Source organism: Moraxella sp. CTOTU48717 (genome assembly GCF_032057165.1).
GTDB classification, from domain to species: Bacteria; Pseudomonadota; Gammaproteobacteria; order Pseudomonadales; family Moraxellaceae; genus Faucicola; species Faucicola tetraodonis.
The window spans coordinates 1-16,209 of record NZ_DAMBBC010000032.1; the positions used below are offsets into that span (position 1 = coordinate 1).

At 44.3% G+C, this 16,209-nt stretch carries 16 protein-coding genes; 13 read left to right on the forward strand and 3 right to left on the reverse strand.

Annotated elements, in window-relative coordinates; all coding sequences use genetic code 11:
- Positions 1-106 precede the first annotated feature (106 nt).
- From RT084_RS12110 to RT084_RS12135, 6 genes are all read left to right on the forward strand, one after another.
- Positions 107-370 (forward strand): hypothetical protein, encoded by a 264-nt coding sequence (locus tag RT084_RS12110; protein WP_312383766.1) that lies wholly within the window; start codon positions 107-109, stop codon positions 368-370.
- Positions 371-484: 114 nt separating this feature from the next.
- A complete protein-coding gene (locus RT084_RS12115) occupies positions 485-712 on the forward strand; it encodes a hypothetical protein (protein ID WP_312383767.1) in 228 nt (75 codons plus the stop codon).
- A gap of 148 nt (positions 713-860) precedes the next feature.
- Complete coding sequence (locus RT084_RS12120; protein ID WP_312383768.1) at positions 861-1,781, forward strand: TatD family hydrolase; 921 nt, start codon at positions 861-863, stop codon at positions 1,779-1,781.
- A gap of 8 nt (positions 1,782-1,789) precedes the next feature.
- On the forward strand, positions 1,790-2,590 hold the full coding sequence (locus RT084_RS12125) for a tRNA threonylcarbamoyladenosine dehydratase (protein WP_472796108.1): 801 nt from the start codon (positions 1,790-1,792) through the stop codon (positions 2,588-2,590).
- A gap of 45 nt (positions 2,591-2,635) precedes the next feature.
- The gene (locus RT084_RS12130; RefSeq protein ID WP_312383770.1) at positions 2,636-4,303 is read left to right on the forward strand and encodes a GAF domain-containing hybrid sensor histidine kinase/response regulator; all 1,668 of its coding nucleotides are present in this window, start codon (positions 2,636-2,638) and stop codon (positions 4,301-4,303) included.
- Positions 4,304-4,473: 170 nt separating this feature from the next.
- Positions 4,474-5,982: a cation:proton antiporter gene (locus RT084_RS12135; protein ID WP_312383771.1), complete on the forward strand. Its 1,509-nt coding sequence runs from the start codon at positions 4,474-4,476 to the stop codon at positions 5,980-5,982.
- Between the two features lie 66 nt (positions 5,983-6,048).
- Here RT084_RS12135 and RT084_RS12140 read toward each other — a convergent pair whose 3' ends face one another.
- A complete protein-coding gene (locus tag RT084_RS12140) occupies positions 6,049-7,227 on the reverse strand; it encodes an iron-containing alcohol dehydrogenase (protein WP_312383772.1) in 1,179 nt (392 codons plus the stop codon).
- Between the two features lie 394 nt (positions 7,228-7,621).
- On the opposite strand from RT084_RS12140, the gene nemA reads away from it, so the two are divergent.
- Positions 7,622-8,746 carry an N-ethylmaleimide reductase gene (nemA, locus tag RT084_RS12145; RefSeq protein WP_076775105.1) on the forward strand — a complete coding sequence of 375 codons (1,125 nt, stop codon included), beginning with the start codon at positions 7,622-7,624 and terminating at the stop codon, positions 8,744-8,746.
- 200 nt (positions 8,747-8,946) lie between these two features.
- Here the strand turns inward: nemA and RT084_RS12150 are convergent, their stop codons facing one another.
- Positions 8,947-9,858 (reverse strand): LysO family transporter, encoded by a 912-nt coding sequence (locus RT084_RS12150; protein WP_050325433.1) that lies wholly within the window; start codon positions 9,856-9,858, stop codon positions 8,947-8,949.
- A gap of 274 nt (positions 9,859-10,132) precedes the next feature.
- Here RT084_RS12150 and RT084_RS12155 point away from each other — a divergent pair, with 274 nt between their 5' ends.
- The 6 genes from RT084_RS12155 to RT084_RS12180 all read left to right on the forward strand — a co-directional run bounded on the left by RT084_RS12155 (position 10,133) and on the right by RT084_RS12180 (position 15,408).
- A complete protein-coding gene (locus tag RT084_RS12155; protein ID WP_313100292.1) occupies positions 10,133-11,206 on the forward strand; it encodes a DUF475 domain-containing protein in 1,074 nt (357 codons plus the stop codon).
- Between the two features lie 340 nt (positions 11,207-11,546).
- Positions 11,547-12,122 (forward strand): TerD family protein, encoded by a 576-nt coding sequence (locus RT084_RS12160; RefSeq protein WP_312383776.1) that lies wholly within the window; start codon positions 11,547-11,549, stop codon positions 12,120-12,122.
- A gap of 192 nt (positions 12,123-12,314) precedes the next feature.
- A complete protein-coding gene (locus RT084_RS12165) occupies positions 12,315-13,067 on the forward strand; it encodes a TIGR00266 family protein (protein ID WP_282841822.1) in 753 nt (250 codons plus the stop codon).
- Between the two features lie 91 nt (positions 13,068-13,158).
- On the forward strand, positions 13,159-13,767 hold the full coding sequence (locus RT084_RS12170; RefSeq protein ID WP_007115781.1) for a TerD family protein: 609 nt from the start codon (positions 13,159-13,161) through the stop codon (positions 13,765-13,767).
- 277 nt (positions 13,768-14,044) lie between these two features.
- Complete coding sequence (locus RT084_RS12175) at positions 14,045-15,136, forward strand: hypothetical protein (protein ID WP_312383779.1); 1,092 nt, start codon at positions 14,045-14,047, stop codon at positions 15,134-15,136.
- The gene (locus RT084_RS12180) at positions 15,133-15,408 is read left to right on the forward strand and encodes an RnfH family protein (protein ID WP_065262955.1); all 276 of its coding nucleotides are present in this window, start codon (positions 15,133-15,135) and stop codon (positions 15,406-15,408) included. The genes RT084_RS12175 and RT084_RS12180 overlap by 4 nt, the downstream gene beginning before the upstream one ends.
- A gap of 87 nt (positions 15,409-15,495) precedes the next feature.
- Here the strand turns inward: RT084_RS12180 and RT084_RS12185 are convergent, their stop codons facing one another.
- Complete coding sequence (locus tag RT084_RS12185; protein WP_227522670.1) at positions 15,496-15,879, reverse strand: outer membrane protein assembly factor BamE; 384 nt, start codon at positions 15,877-15,879, stop codon at positions 15,496-15,498.
- Between the last annotated feature and the right edge of the window lie 330 nt (positions 15,880-16,209).

The following is a 16,209-nucleotide window of genomic DNA, read 5'->3' on the forward strand; positions in this document are numbered from 1 at the left end:
TTGTATTATACCAATTTAATGAACTTTTGTGTGTTTATTCGTGCAAAGGTTTCTACTAATTTAAATAATTTAAAATTTTAACAACTACAACAATAGTGAGGATACTATGCAATTTCCCAATGGTGTAAACAAATCAAACCTTATTAAACTTGGCGTACTTGGTGCCGCTTACTATATGTTAAAAGGTCGTAACAAAACCCAGCCGACCATTGAAAACAAGGCCGGAAACCAAGCAAATAATCCGGCACCGGTTGACAATGAGCCTGCTGACAATGCTGCGGTAAATTCAAATGGCACGAAATCTGCCAAGACTACCGCATTTACCATGGGTAAAGAGCTAGCTGCTAAAGTATTGGGTAAAAAATTCTAAAACTTATCAATTACTTATAAAATTACGTTATCATATAACAGCTATATACATAACGGCATTTGAAAACAGCCCATTAGTCCACCATTAAACGGGTATCGACTGATGGGTTTTTTTATGGCATTACTGTTAAAAGCTAAGGTTGAAAAACTAAGGCAGGGAAAGGAAGGTATGAGAATGTCGAGGGTGATTAAACTAGGGGTTGCTGCGACAGCTTTATTGTTGATACCTAGACGCAGTAGTCCACAGGCTGATAAAGTTACCAAGTCCCCTAAAAGTCTATCCGCTACAAATAAACTTGAGCCGCCTATCAATAAAAATACTGAGCAGGATAACCATAACTAAAACAATGGCTAAAGTTTTTATGTAAAGCTATGGGCAGATAACAAATAAAGGATAAATAGATGACGTGCGTGGGCTGCACCGCAATTGACGGTGCCTTACAGCGAGCTAAACGGCAATGTCAAACCACAGTATTTGAAATGATATGACTATGATAAATGATCCGACTTGCTCGTTTGATTTGCCATTACCATTACCATTAATTGATACGCATACCCATTTTGATGTGGATAGCTTCGATCATGACCGCGAGATCCAATCACAATTGGCATGGGATAATGGCGTTCATCATCTGGTTTTGATAGGCTTTTTAGCAAAGTATTTTGCACAAATGGTGGCGTGCCAACAGCAAATGCAAGGTTATGGGCAGCAAGGCAAAGCCACACCTTTGGCGCATTTAGCTTTTGGGTTGCATCCTTTTTATATCACGGAGCATAAAGACAACGATTTGCAGCGGCTAGAGCAGTTTATCCAGCAATATTCACCCATTGCGATTGGCGAAATCGGGCTTGATACTTTTACTGCACCGATGAAAACTGCGGAAAATTACGCTAGGCAGCAAGATTTTTTTGGTCAGCAACTTGAATTGGCAAAACACTACCAACTGCCTGCGCTGCTACATATTCGCCGCGCGCATGGCGATGTGATTAAGATGTTAAAAGCACAAAAATTCACCCAGGGCGGGATTGCCCATAGCTTTAGTGGCGGCATCCAAGAAGCCAAAGCGCTGGTCAATTTGGGCTTTAAAATCGGCATCACCGGGCAAGTGACCAATCCGAATGCCAAAAAACTGCGCCACACTCTTACAGAGCTTGTGAAAACCATTGGGCTCGATGCTATTGTGATTGAGACGGACTGCCCAGACTTTACACCGCTGCCCTGTCATGAGACGCACGGTAGGCGCAATGTACCTGCCAATCTGCCGTACGTGTTGACAGCGTTATCAGACTTATTGAAAAAAGATCAATCACGGCTCGCCGAGCAGCTGTGGCAAAATAGCTGCGCTGCACTACAAGTCACTTGGGATTATCCTATCCCAAACAAATTGAATATAAACCCTGACCAAGATTAAGATAAACCATGACAATGACAGCCGAAATGACGCCTGATATGACATTAACTGATGCCCAATACCAACGCCGTTTTGCGGGCACCCAAAAACTGTATGGTGCCGCGCAATTTAGTAAGTTTGAGAATCTGCATGCGTATATAGTGGGCGTGGGCGGGGTGGGCTCATGGGCAGCTGAGGGACTGGCTCGTACAGGTGTGGGCGAGATGACATTAATTGACATGGATGTGCTAGTAGCTTCCAATGTCAATCGACAATTACCCGCTACCGATAGCAATTTTGGTAAAAGCAAAATTGAAGCCATGGCAGCACGTATCAAAGAAATCAATCCCCATATCAAATTACATTTGATTGACGATTTTTTGAGCAAAGATAACGTACAATTGTTAATACCTAATCGTGCCTTGCAATCACAGCTTAAACAGTCAGGTAAACAGCTTGTGGTGTTAGACTGTGTCGACGATATGAATGCCAAGCTTGCGCTTGCGCTACATTGCCGATTCAATAAATTAAAGTTAATTATGGCGGGTGGGGCAGGTGGTAAGACGGACCCGACCCAAATTCAGGTGGCAGATCTTAAGGATACTTACCAAGATCCGTTACTGGCTAAAGTCAGACAGCGACTTCGTCAAGATTATGGTATCAATCGTACGATGAAAGAAAAATTCGGTATCCGTTGTGTGTTTTCATCACAGCCGCCGATTGTTGATAAGTCTTGTCAAGCAGGTGGTTTGCATTGTGGTGGTTATGGATCGGCCGTTGCCGTGACCTCAGTGGTGGGGATGATGTTGGTTGCTGAAGCGTTAAAATAACCTCAGCGTTTAAATTTTATCACGTAGTAGGACGGTGTTAACGAGATGATATCATATCCTATAGCAAGCAATGAAAAACAGCGTCTAGCGGTATTGGATGAGTACCATATCATCAAGACGAACAAAGAAGCCGAATTTGAGCGTATTAGCGCTTTGGCTAAGGCATTTTTTGGTACTAAGATTGTCGCCATTACTTTTTTGGATGCTGATATACAATTTTTTAAATCAAGAATTGGTCTAAAAGAACCTTCAACCAGCCGTGATGTTGCTTTTTGCAATTACACCATTACACAAAACGACACCTTTGTCACGCTCGATACTCACCAAGATACCCGATTTAAAAACAATCCTTTGGTTACCGGTTACCCTTATATTCGGTTTTATGCTGGTGCACCCATCCTGGTTCACGACAGTCAAGGTAGGGAATTTGCTTTGGGTGCGCTGTGTGTGATTGACGACCAGCCGCATCAAGATTTTGATGCCAATCAACAACACGTGCTAGCAGATTTGGCGGCGATGGTCAGTGATACCTTAAAATTACGTCAGCAGCGTTACAAAGCTGAGCGCGCCGATGAGGTAAAGACCGCATTTTTGGCCAATATGAGCCATGAAATTCGCACGCCGATGAATGGTATCATGGGCATACTTGAATTGCTTGAGCAGACACCGCTTGATACGCAGCAGCAACACTATATCAAATCGATTAAAACATCCAATGAGCATCTGCTTACCATCGTCAACGATATTTTAGATTTATCCAAAGTAGAATCAGGTAAGATACGTTTTGAGAGTATCCCCGTTGATTTAGCACAGCTATGCCAAGACGTGTATCAATGCTTTTTAGCCCCTGCAAAAGACAACAGCGTGGAACTAACCTTCGATTACCCTGATAACTTGCCCAAATATGTCAACACCGATCCGGTGCGCCTGCGACAGATTTTAATGAATCTAGTCAATAACGCCATCAAATTTACCGCAAAACAGGGTAAAGTGACCATTCAAGCCATGAATGACTGTGATAAGCACCAAATCAAATTTAATGTGATTGATACGGGCGTTGGCATCAAGCCTGAATCATTGGCAGTGATTTTTGATGCGTATAATCAAGCTGATAAGTTTACCCATCGTTTATATGGGGGTACAGGGCTAGGGCTATCTGTGTGCAAAGCGTTGGCAGAAGGGATGGGCGGCACGATTAAGGTAACCAGTGAAAAAAATAAAGGCTCGACCTTTACCCTATCTCTACCAATGATAGCAACTGATGAAATCAGCTATCAGCAGTGGCACCAAAGTCATGATGAAACCAAAATACAACCGCTAGAACGTCTGCCTGCCCATGTTCTGCTAGCAGAAGACAATGAGCTAAATGCCATGGTCGCGGTCAAAAGCCTAAAAAAATATGGCTATGAAGTCACCCGAGCCAAAGATGGGTTAGAAGCCGTCAATTTTTATAAAGCTGACCCTAGCAAATATCACATTATTTTGATGGATCATCAAATGCCCATCATGGATGGGGTGGAAGCCACCAAAATACTCAAACAGTCGTTCAATCAGTTGCCGCCCATCATTGCAGTGACGGCACACGCCATGCATGGGGACAAAGAAGTATATCTTAACGCGGGTATGCAAGATTACTGTACCAAGCCCTATAAGCCTGAAGCGCTTGATGTGATGATTCAGCGCTGGCTGCATCATGTCGCCAACACGGTTTAAGAGATATTAATCACAAAAATTGCTTGCATTTGCGCCAACAATTGCTTACGGTAAAACCCTACCACAGTTTGTGGTAGGGTTTTATTTTTGTTGAAGTATTTTTGCTTTGTCACGGCTAAAAATGGCTTTGGTGACAGTGTTTTATAGAATTAAGAGCTAAAAAAACGCCTATGGGAAATTTTATTTTTTTACAAATTTTTGCAGCCGTTTGTGCCTTGTCCATCATTACCACGCTATTTAACAAGCGGATTTTGGACTTTCCACAAGCCATTGGGGTGCCCATTGTGTCGGCGCTACTGGTTTTTATTTTGCAGTGGAGCGCAAGCCTGCTCAATGGCAACGAGTTTATTACCATCAATATCACCAGTATCCAAAATGCGGTGCGTGATATCGATCTTTACGATTTTTTAATCAATGGGGTGATTTGTTTTATTTTGACGTCATCGGCGCTGACGTTTAAGGTGTCCGATCTCAAAAACTATTGGAAACCGATTGGGATTTTGGCAAGTATCGCATTGGCACTGTGTGCGCTGTTTTTTGCAAGCCTTATGTTTGGCTTTCAGTGGCTCACAGGGGCAAATATCCCGTTTGCAGTATTGCTGTTATTGGGCGCGGCACTGGGTGCGACTGACCCGATTGGCATTAAAGGCGTGCTTAGCTCTATCAAAGCGCCGCGCCATTTGATGATTAAGCTAGAAGGTGAGTCGCTGTTCAATGATGCGGTGTGTATTGCGCTGTTTATGACTATTTTGCATGGTCTGCAAGGCAATGGCTTTAGCATCGTGACCACAGTAGAAGTGTTATTGTATGAAATCGTGGTCGCAGGGATTATTGGTTGGTTTTTTGGGCAAATGACGCTGCGTATCTTAAGCGGTAAACACGAGATGGAGTCACTGATTTTGACCACGGCATTTTTGGCGTGTGGGTCGTATTTGGTGGCATTATATGCCCATGCTTCCGCGCCGATTGCTTGTGTGGTCGGTGGCTTGATTGTCGGTAACCGTTGGCACCAGATTTTAGAAGAAGGTGAAATCACCTATGTGAATCACTTTTGGCACGCCATTGAGGGGATTATCAATTCATTTTTATTTACCCTTATCGGTCTGGAGCTGTTTATTTTAGAGCTAAATACCTCGTTGATTTTGGGCGGTGTGGTGGCATTTATTTGTCTGCATTTATCCCGTTTTTTGGCAAATTTTGCGTCATTTAGCCTGTTGTCTGATGTCCGAAAAACCAGTTATAACGGCAGTTTGACGATTTTATCGTGGGGTGGGGTACGCGGGGCGATTTCTTTGGCGTTGATTTTATCGGTTTCTAACGTCCCAGAATTGCAGCCTTATAGCAGCTTTTTGGTGGGTTATACCTTTATCGTGGTATTGATGTCCGGCGTGGTATGTGGTCTTGGGCTACCTGCAGTGATGAATGCGTTTTATCATAACCCTAACGAACCCACGACAGGTTTTGCAGGGTGGTATCAAAGGCTAGTTAAACGCTTTAATCGCAAAGGCTACCAGTATGTGCTCAGCGAAGATGAGCAGGGCAATGAAGTGATTACCCGTTACCAGCCGCCGCCTGTGGTGATTCAAGAGACGCCTAGTAGTGTCGGTATGGCATTGCCACTGCCAAAAGTGATTGATAAAGATGGGCATGATGAATTGGCAAATCCCAACGGGTTTTAACTGTTGCTACCACAAAAAAAGACCTAGCAAATGGCTAGGTCTTTTTTTATACCATTTTTTATATCATCAAATCGCTGCGCGCAAAATCCGCTCAGACACTGCCAAATCATTGCTACGATGTTCACCAAGTTTGACCATATTATGTTCTTCTAATTGGCTTAAAATTGGCGCAATTGCAGACGCATCAAGGTCGGCATCTGACAATCTCACCGGTAAGCCAAGCTCGCGGAAAAAGTTTTCGGTGTTGACAATCGCTTGTTCGATTTTATCCTCATCGCTACCTTCAGTGATATGCCAAACGTTTTTGGCGTACTGTAGCAGCTTGTCTTTTTTGCTATCTTTGAGCTCACGCATCACCCCAGGCAATACAATGGTCAAGGTGCGGGCGTGGTCAACACCGTGTAGGGACGTGAGTTCATGCCCAATCATATGGGTGGTCCAGTCTTGTGGTACGCCAGTGCCAATGAGACCATTGAGTGCCATTGTCGCTGTCCACATGATGTTCTTACGCGTTTCCATGTCGTTAGGGTTGGCTTTGACGGCACGGCCTTCTTCAATCAAGATTTTGAGCAGACTTTCAGAGAAACTATCTTGGACTTTGGCATTGACTGGGTAAGTTAGATACTGCTCCATCACATGCACAAACGCATCGCCCACGCCATTCATCACTTGACGCTCAGGTAGCGTTAAGGTTTTGGCAGGGTCAAGAATCGAAAACTGCGGGAATACTAGCGGGTTACCAAAAGGCAATTTGGCATGACGCTCGCTATGGTTGATAACGCCGCCTGAATTCATCTCTGAGCCTGTTGCAGGAATGGTGAGTACAGTGCCGAGCGGTAGCGCATTTTGAATATCACGGGTATATCCTTTTAATGCTTCCCACGCTTTTTCATGGTCTTTGTCGTCATCTAAGGTGGCAGTCAATGCAACAAATTTGGTGCCATCAAGTACTGAGCCACCACCGACAGCGAGCAAAAAGTCAATGTTATTGGCATGTACCATATCGACGGCTTTCATCAAGGTATTAAATTCTGGATTTGGCTCAATACCGCCAAATTCAAAGATTTCACGTTGTTTACCTTGTAGCGCGGTTTTGACCTCATCGAGTGTGCCGGTTTTTTTGGCAGAGCTGCCGCCATAGGTGATAAGTACACGGGCATTGTCAGGGACAAGATTGGCGAGTTCTTTGATTTGACCTTCGCCAAATACGATACGCACAGGGTTGTAATATTGGAAATTATTCATGCCGATCCTTAAGAATTTGTTATTGTTAATACATTGCCACTTGTAAAAATGCACCATGGCACTTATTAAGTAAACGTTACGCTCAAACACAGCGCTATCATAGAATAAAATAGTGAAAGCAATTGCAATAATTTGTCTAAAACTCGCAAAAGCTTTTTAAAAACAAATGATTTGTAAAACAAATGCTTGCTAAAACGTAGTCTTTGCTCAAGCTTCTAACAGCAGATTAACCTGTGAAAATTATGCTGTGACGACGTTTGCTAGCAACGTATATAAGTCTAAAATCCTTATAAACAAGGATGCTGCAGCAATTTTTTTATCAAGTTCGTTATAACTTGAAGCTAGCAGCGTCCAATAACTCAACGAAAGATGAATCAACAATCACGAGGAATGTATGTCTTACTCCGCTCTTCTATCACCGATTAACGTGGGCGCGATGCGCTTGCCAAACCGCGTCTTTATGGCGCCATTGACCCGTCTGCGTAGTGCTGATTTGCCAAATGGAACAAAAAATATTGGTGGCTTGCCAACGCCACTCATGGCAACCTATTATACCCAGCGCGCTAGCAGTGGTTTGATTATCACAGAAGCCACTGATATCTCAGCCGATGCCAAAGGCTACGCAGGTGCGCCCGGTGTTTTTAGTGACGCACAAATTGCAGGCTGGAAAATGATTGCTGATAGCGTACACCAAGCAGGCGGTCATATCGCTATGCAGCTATGGCACACGGGGCTAGTATCGCATTATAGCTTACGCCCACAAGGTCAGCCGCCTGTATCAGCATCGACCGTGGATTTGGGTGATGCGGTACGCACCTCGTTAAAAGATGACGAAGGCAAAGTATACCGTGTGACTGCCACGCCAGCGCGTGAGATGACCACCGCAGAAATCAAACAAACCGTCGATGATTTTGCCAGCGCCGCGCGTAATGCGATTGAAGCGGGCATGGATGTTATTGAAATCCACGGTGCACATGGGTATTTGATTCATCAATTCTTGTATGAGAGCGTCAACCAACGTAGCGATGAATACGGTGGTAGCTTAGAGAACCGTATGCGCTTTTTGAAAGAAATTTTGACCGCAGTCACTAACGCCATTGACAGTGACAAAGTAGGTATCCGTATCTCGCCACTGGGTCAATTTAATGGTGTGGATGCCGGTAGCGAAGACGATGCATTAGCAATCATCAAACTGATTGATAGCTTTAACCTAGCCTATTTACATATTTCTGAGCCAGACTGGGCAGGTGGAAAACCCTTTACCGCAGAATTCCGTCGCCAAATTCGTGATGCTTATCACGGCGTGCTTATCGGTGCAGGTGGCTATACGGCAGAAAAAGCAGACGCGCTAATTCGTGATGGCTTAATTGATGCGGTCGCTTTTGGTCGTAGTTATATTGCAAATCCAGATTTGGTTGAGCGTTTTCAGCAAAATGCGCCGCTTAATCAACCAAACCCAGCCACTTTTTATGGTGGCGATCAAGAGGGCTATACGGATTATCCTGCGTTAGCCCAATAATTGTACTAGCAAAAATAATCGTATTAGCGAATATGAAAACCCCGATTGTGTGACGACATGAGCGGGGTTTTTTATTGGGCTAATAACACAAACAAATGTTTTTTACTAAACTTATCTATCATGAAAGGTCTGCATTATGTGACCGTACGCAGCCCGTATGGCGACCAACAAGTTGAGTTTTGCGCGTATTGATTGTGTGATTAGCCAAAACTTGAAAATACCACCATTAACACCGGTGAGATGATATTGACCAAAAATCCAAAGCTCATGGCAAGCGGAACTACTTCATTCCCCCCTGAGCTTTGGATGACCGGCAAAGTAAAATCCATGGTGGTTACCCCGCCTAAACCCACCGCCGTGGTGGGGTATTTGCCAATCAGCATAGGGATAAACAGTAGCGCCGTGAACTCACGTAACAAATCATTGAGCAATGCCACACTTCCCCAAACTGCGCCATACGCATCAGTCATGATAATTCCCGACAACGAATACCAGCCATAGCCAGAGGATAGCGCTAAGCCTTGGGTGAAGGTCACATCAGGCATTATCAGTGCATACACTAAACCACCGACTGCCACACTGAGACAAAAAATCACACAGGCTTGTACGCCGCGTTTGTTGACCAATACCTGCCGCAACGTCATCCCCGAATGCGACAACTGAAAACCCACCAACAAAATCAGCAAAATCAACAAGCCCTTGATGATGCCATCAATCGGCAAATCCGTTATTGGCAATAATTTGCCTAGTACAAAACCCAATACCACACAGCCCAACTGAACGAGACTTCCGGTGATGCTAAAACCTGCTTGGCTATGCTCATGGGGGAGGGCACGTTGCCAAGGATGCAGCCTGTCAAATATCAGCAAACTGATAAAACCTGCCCCTAGGGTACAAATCGCCAATATCGCCACATTGGTGCCAATAAACCCAATCTGCGCCCATAAGTCAGGAATCTGCGACAACGAAAGACCAATAAAGGTTAAAATCACAAACACCAAGTTGGTCAGTAGCTTGTCTACCAGCGGCATGAATCGTTGCGGTAATGGCAGCAAAAACCCGACCACCAAGGGGGTAAGAATCAGAACAAGGGTGATAAAGTTTTCTAACATACCGCGACGCTTCCAAACAGGGTTTAAACACAGGCTAATCGCAATATTTTGCAGTTAGCACTTGGTTTAAAAAATTAAAAGTGGCTATTGTACCCATAAATGCATCAAGTTGGCGAATATTTGCCATAATGCGTGGTTTAAGCGTGCAATCAATTGTTTGGTAACACATTTGTAGTATGATTGAACAAATAGTTGTGTAAGATAGGCACATCCAATCATCTTACGCGTTAGATGACTTTATTAGCCGTTAATTTTTTCAATTTGTAGGATTGTTATGAGACATTTTTATTTTGATATTGTCTTTACCACGATTGCATTGGCAATTGCAGCGTGGTGGGGTTTTTCACATGGTGGTGTCAGTGCCATGCTCTCGGCGTTATTTATCACCTTTATTCTGGCAGTGATGGAAATCTCGCTGTCGTTTGACAATGCCGTGGTTAACGCCTCGGTACTCAAAACGTGGGATAAGTTTTGGAAAATGATTTTCTTGACTGTGGGTATCCTCATCGCGGTATTTGGTATGCGTCTGGTATTCCCGATTGTCATCGTCGCGGTGACTGCCGATATGGGCATGATGGATGTCATCAATATGGCGCTTAACAACCCCAAGGAATACTCTGCCAAACTGATGGAGCATCATGCAGAGATTGCCGCATTTGGTGGGATGTTCTTGTTGCTCGTCTTTTTAAACTTCATTTTTGATGAAAAAGAAGTGATGTGGTTTGAATGGCTAGAGCGTAAATTGGCACGATTTGGCAAAGTCGATGCCATGAGCGTGTTTGTCGCCTTGGTACTACTAATGACCGCTTTATATTGGGTGGAAGACGCCAAAAAATCGGTGGTGTTAACCGCAGGGGTATTTGGTATTTTGATTTATCTAGCCACCAATGTGTTATCAAGCCTTTTAGAAGGGGCGGGTCATGATGATGAATCAACCCCCGATGTGATTGAAGGCAAAGAAGTCGCGGGCGCGATTGCCAAAGGCGGTATCGCAGGTTTCTTGTATCTAGAAGTACTCGATGCGTCGTTTAGTTTTGATGGGGTGATTGGTGCGTTTGCCATTACCAATGACGTGATTATCATCATGCTCGGTTTGGCAATTGGTGCGATGTTTGTGCGATCCATGACCATTTTCTTGGTAGAAAAAGGCACGCTTGATGAGTTTGTTTATCTAGAGCATGGCGCGCATTATGCGATTGGCGCGTTGGCGGTCATCATGCTATTGGCAACTGTGCATATCGAAGTGCCAGAAATCGTGACGGGTTTGATTGGGATTGCCTTTATCGTATGGGCAGTGATTAACTCTATCAGTTACCGTAAACGCGAAGCAGCCTTGGCGAAACACTGAAAGACGCTAAAAGGCGCTAAACAGACTGAGGCTCATGCCTAAGAGTAGCGGTATTTAGGATGCTGGCTTGAGCTTAATATCCCTTAAGCTTTTGACACATAAATATAACAGCTTAATGTAGCCGAATGGTGGACAAATTCTACCACCAAAGGTATAGTTAAAACGTGAGTTTCGGCTCACGTTTTGTTTTTTTAGGCGATTTTTTACGGTGTTTGAGTCTTTTATTCTGGGCGCGCTTTTGTTCTAGGCACTTGTAGTCTGAGCGTGAAAGGCGCAGCGCATGACAACGGACATCGATTTTCTTATTTGATTTCAAAAATTTATTACAAAGGATAAAACAATGGCAATTAGCTTAACCAAAGGTGGTAATGTTAATTTATCAAAGGAAGCACCGAATTTAACCAACATGGCCGTTGGTCTTGGCTGGAACCCACGTGCCACTGACGGGCAAGCCTTTGACTTAGACGCGGTCGCGTTTTTGGTCAATGAATCGGGTAAAGTACGAACAGATGCAGATTTTATTTTCTTTAACAACCTAAAATCATCCGATGGCTCAGTAGAGCATACGGGTGATAACCGCACCGGTGAAGGCGATGGCGATGATGAAGTCATCAAAGTAGATTTGTCTAAAGTCCCAGCTGATGTAAGCAAAGTGGTATTTTGTGCGGTGATTTATGAGGGTCAAGCGCGTAACCAAAACTTTGGTCAAGTAGCAAACGCTTATATTCGCATCGTGAATACCCAAGGCGGCGCCGAAGTGGCTCGTTATGATTTGTCAGAAGACAGCAGCACCGAGACGGCGATGATTTTTGGTGAGCTTTATAAAAACAATGGCGAGTGGAAATTCCGCGCGGTTGGACAAGGTTTTGCTGGCGGTTTAGGGCCATTGGCTGCGTCATATGGCGTTGCTGTTTAGTTTTTTGGCTAAAAATTTTTAACATTTTTTTAACAATGGGGTGGCATCGGCTTGCCCCTTTTTTTCAGCATAACCATTTTTCTAGCCTGAGCGCTTTTTAAGCTTGAGCACTTTTTAAGCCTAAGTGCTTTTTTAAGTTCAGCTACTTTTATTATCATTTTTGCCACCTAGTCTATAAGGATACATTAACCTATGGCAGCGACGTTTAGTATGATTGGGACGATTGAGCCATTTTTGCATTGTAATCTCAAAAAAGGCGATTCGATTTATTGCGAATCCAATGCCATGGTTATGATGGAGTCAAATCTTGAGCTTAAAGGTCAAATGCGTGGCGGCATCATGCAAGCTTTGATGCGCCGATTTGCCAATGACGAGTCGATTTTTCAACAGCAAATTGAAGCGGTCAATGGTGAGGGTGACTGCTTACTCGCGCCCACACTTGATGGCGATATGCAAATCTTAGACGTCGGTGCCAATCAGTATACGCTTAGTGACGGTGCCTTTGTGGCAGCGACTAATGGCGTTGATTTGCGTGCCAATATACAGCGCAATTTAGGCGGCGCTGTATTTGGCGATACGGGGGGCTTTATGGTCATGCAAACGCAAGGTCAAGGTCAGCTCGTGGTATCGGGGTTTGGCTCTTTGTTTGAGATTGATGTCACGACTGATAAAGATGTGATTATTGATAATGGTCACGTGGTATGCTGGGATAGCCGACTGCAATATAGCCTATCAATGGCAACCAGCCAGAAAAAAGGCTTTTTGGGCAATATCATCAATTCAGTCACGAGCGGCGAAGGCATGGTACTAAAGTTCTCAGGTCAGGGCAAAGTAGTGATTTGCTCGCGCAACCGTGATACTTACCAAGGCTGGATTCAAAGTTTACTGGGGTCAAACTCAGGCGGACGCGGTGGCAATGAAGGTATTTTGGGCGGTTTGTTATAATCAATTTGTGCTAAACCGTTATTAACCTCTTAAAACATAGCTTAAAACATAGCTAGATAGAATAGTAAAAAAATAAAATAAGGAAACCAACATGGCAGTGAATTTATCGAAAGGTCAAAAAATCTCGTTAGAAAAAGAAGCAGGTGGCGCACTCAGTCAAATCAAAATGGGTCTGGGTTGGGATGTCGGTGCTGCGCCGCAAAAATCAGGTGGATTTTTGGGTGGCTTGTTCGGTGGTGGTGGCAGCGCAGGCGGCAGCATTGACTTGGATGCGTCGTGTATCATGCTTGATGCCAACAAACAAATGGTGGATGCGATTTGGTTTGGACAATTGCAGTCAAAAGACAGTAGCATACAACACACAGGCGATAATCGCACTGGTGCTGGTGATGGCGATGACGAAGTGATTAATGTTAATTTATCTCGTATCCCTGACCATGTGCAAGCCTTGGTTTTTACTGTCAATAGCTTTACGGGTCAAACTTTTGCCACGGTCAATAATGCGTTTTGTCGTTTGGTGAATGCTAGTAATAACAGTGAAGTTGCCCGTTATGATTTGTCAGCCCAAGGCAGTCATACAGCGCTGATTTTGGCAAAAATTTATCGTCATAACGGTGAGTGGAAAATGCATGCCATTGGTGAAACCGCGTCAGGTCGTACCTTTCATGATTTAATGCCTGCGATTTTACCGCACGTGTAACCGCGCTTTTTAATATGAAGCAATAATGTGAAGCCATAAAGTAAGCCCTGTGACAAGCAGGGTTTTTTATTTTGACCACTATTTTTGATAAGTTTGTGTGGATTTTGCGTTGGTGGGTTTTGCATACGGTGTGGGTTTGCTAAAATAGCGGCGATTTAGTTTTGCACTGTTAAATTTTACAGTCATTTTTTTAAAATCACTTTCTTAAAATCACTTTAGCGAAGCGAATCAAATAATTTTGTGACAATAAACCACCGCTACAAAGGAATCCAACACCATGCCATTTAATCGTTTACAGCCGATTTTGATAGCAAGCTTGCTGCCGCTGCTGGTTTTTACTTGGTTTAGCCGTGACTACATTGGGCAGATTGATTTTTGGTTGTTGTGGCTGGTGGCGATGACCTTGGTCGGGTTGCCATTGGTGTTTGCAGAAATTGGTTTGGCGCATCGTAGTGGTACGTCGCCGCTGGTCGGTTTGCCCATGCTGACCCGTGAAGCTGACGTGTCAACGGTTTGGCGCGGGTTTGGTTGGTTGACTATTGTGCTGTTGCTGGCGGTTGTGGGGCATTTACTGGCGAGTAGTGGCGAGATTATCCATCCGCTGGTGAGCAATATTGCTCTGCCTGCCTTGTTAGCCATCATGGTGCTGATAGTGATTGGTTTGAGTTTTATCAAGCATTTGGCAGGTTGGTTGGCGGTCGGTTTTGCCGTTGCCGCGTTGGTTGTCAATGTCATGCAGGGTGGGTTTGTGGCGTGGCAGGTGACAGCGACGTCCTTGACGGAGTGGGCAGGGGCGGTAGTGTTAGCGCTAGTCTGTGTGGGCGCAGGTACGGGATTATACTGGCATGCGCGCACCCACCAAATGCTCACGATGAGCAATACGGCTGCCGATGACGCACGCGAATCCGCGAGTCGTTATGTGTTACCTGTGTGGAGTTTTCAGTTATTAGTGGGTGCGCTGATTGCCATGACTTTATCGCCAAACAGCACGATGGCGGCAGTGCTGAATGCATTGGCAATGCTGGCAGGGGCGGCTTATTTACTGCATATCTTGACCCATCAAGTGTCATTACGTTGGCAACAACAGCAATTTAATTTTTTGGCATTGGTGGTATTGGCAGTGCTTAGTCTTGCGCTAGCCATGGTACCAACTGCTTGGCTCAATCAGCTGATTATCGTGATAAGTTTAGTCACGGCGGTATGGCTAGCCGTATTTGCAGGCTGGCAAATGAAAATCAGCCATTTGCGCAAATCATTGAATTTTAGCTCAGAAGGCTTATATAACCTTTGGCGCATTGCGGTGCGTATTATTGTGCCATTGGCGGTGATTTTGGCGATGGTGGGGTGGGTGCTAGGATTGGCAAAATGATTACTGTTGATATAGCCTTTGCGCCTGATAGCCAAACACAGTTGCGGTTAACCCTGCAACTTGCTGATGATAGCCGCGTGATTGATGCAGTCAATGCAACAGGCTGGCAACAGCAGTATCCGCAGATTTTTAGCTATAGTGTCGGTGTGTTTTCCCATAAACTAGACTGGCAAAGTGCGATCAACACAGGCGATAGAATCGAAATCTATCGCCCTTTAACCATCGACCCGCAAAACAAACGCAAATTACTGTCCAAAAAATCCAACCGATGAGGGTGTGAGCCGGTATTATTGTGTAGCGCACAAAAAAAGCCAATCACAGCATCACGGCAATGATTGGCTTTTTTTAGTCAGAAAAACTTACTGAGTCACCGCTGGGCGCTCGATACGGGTGACAATACCATTTTGGTCAAAATAAATTTTGGCGTATTGTTGGGCGTTATGAATCGCTGGCTTGTTGGCGCGTTTGGCGTTAGTACCTGGGGTAAAATCATACAGGTAATCCCAACGTACTGGATTTAGGGTGTCTCTAAAGGTTGGGCTACCTAGTATATACAGCACTTGATTGGCATTCATACCCACTTGCACTTGGCTTAATTTGTCTTCATGAATCGGCTTGCCTTGTGGGATATCGATTTTGTACACGCTAAACCATGAGCAACCTGGTAATACGCTGACGCTGCTAATTACGGCAACCAAAGGCAGGACTGCCAGTTTTTTTGATAGTGTTGTGATAGATGTCATTTGTCAAACCGCTTTGAGATGGTGAACGATAAAATTTACGACTTATCATACGTGATTTGGGTTTTTTTGCCTACCTATTGACCCCAAAATTTAAATTATTTTACATACAGTTAATGTTTGGGTGTAAAACGCCGCGGTGTTTTGGTATTTGGCGTTCTGGTGGTTGGCATACTTTGTCTATAGTCTGCATTCGCCCGTTATCTTTCAACGGGCGCTTTTGCCAGTGATGTCACGTTTTTTTACTGTGGGATTTTATCGAATTTGTTATTATAGTTGAAACCTTTGCACGAATAAACACACAAAAGTTCATTAAATTGGTATAATACAATA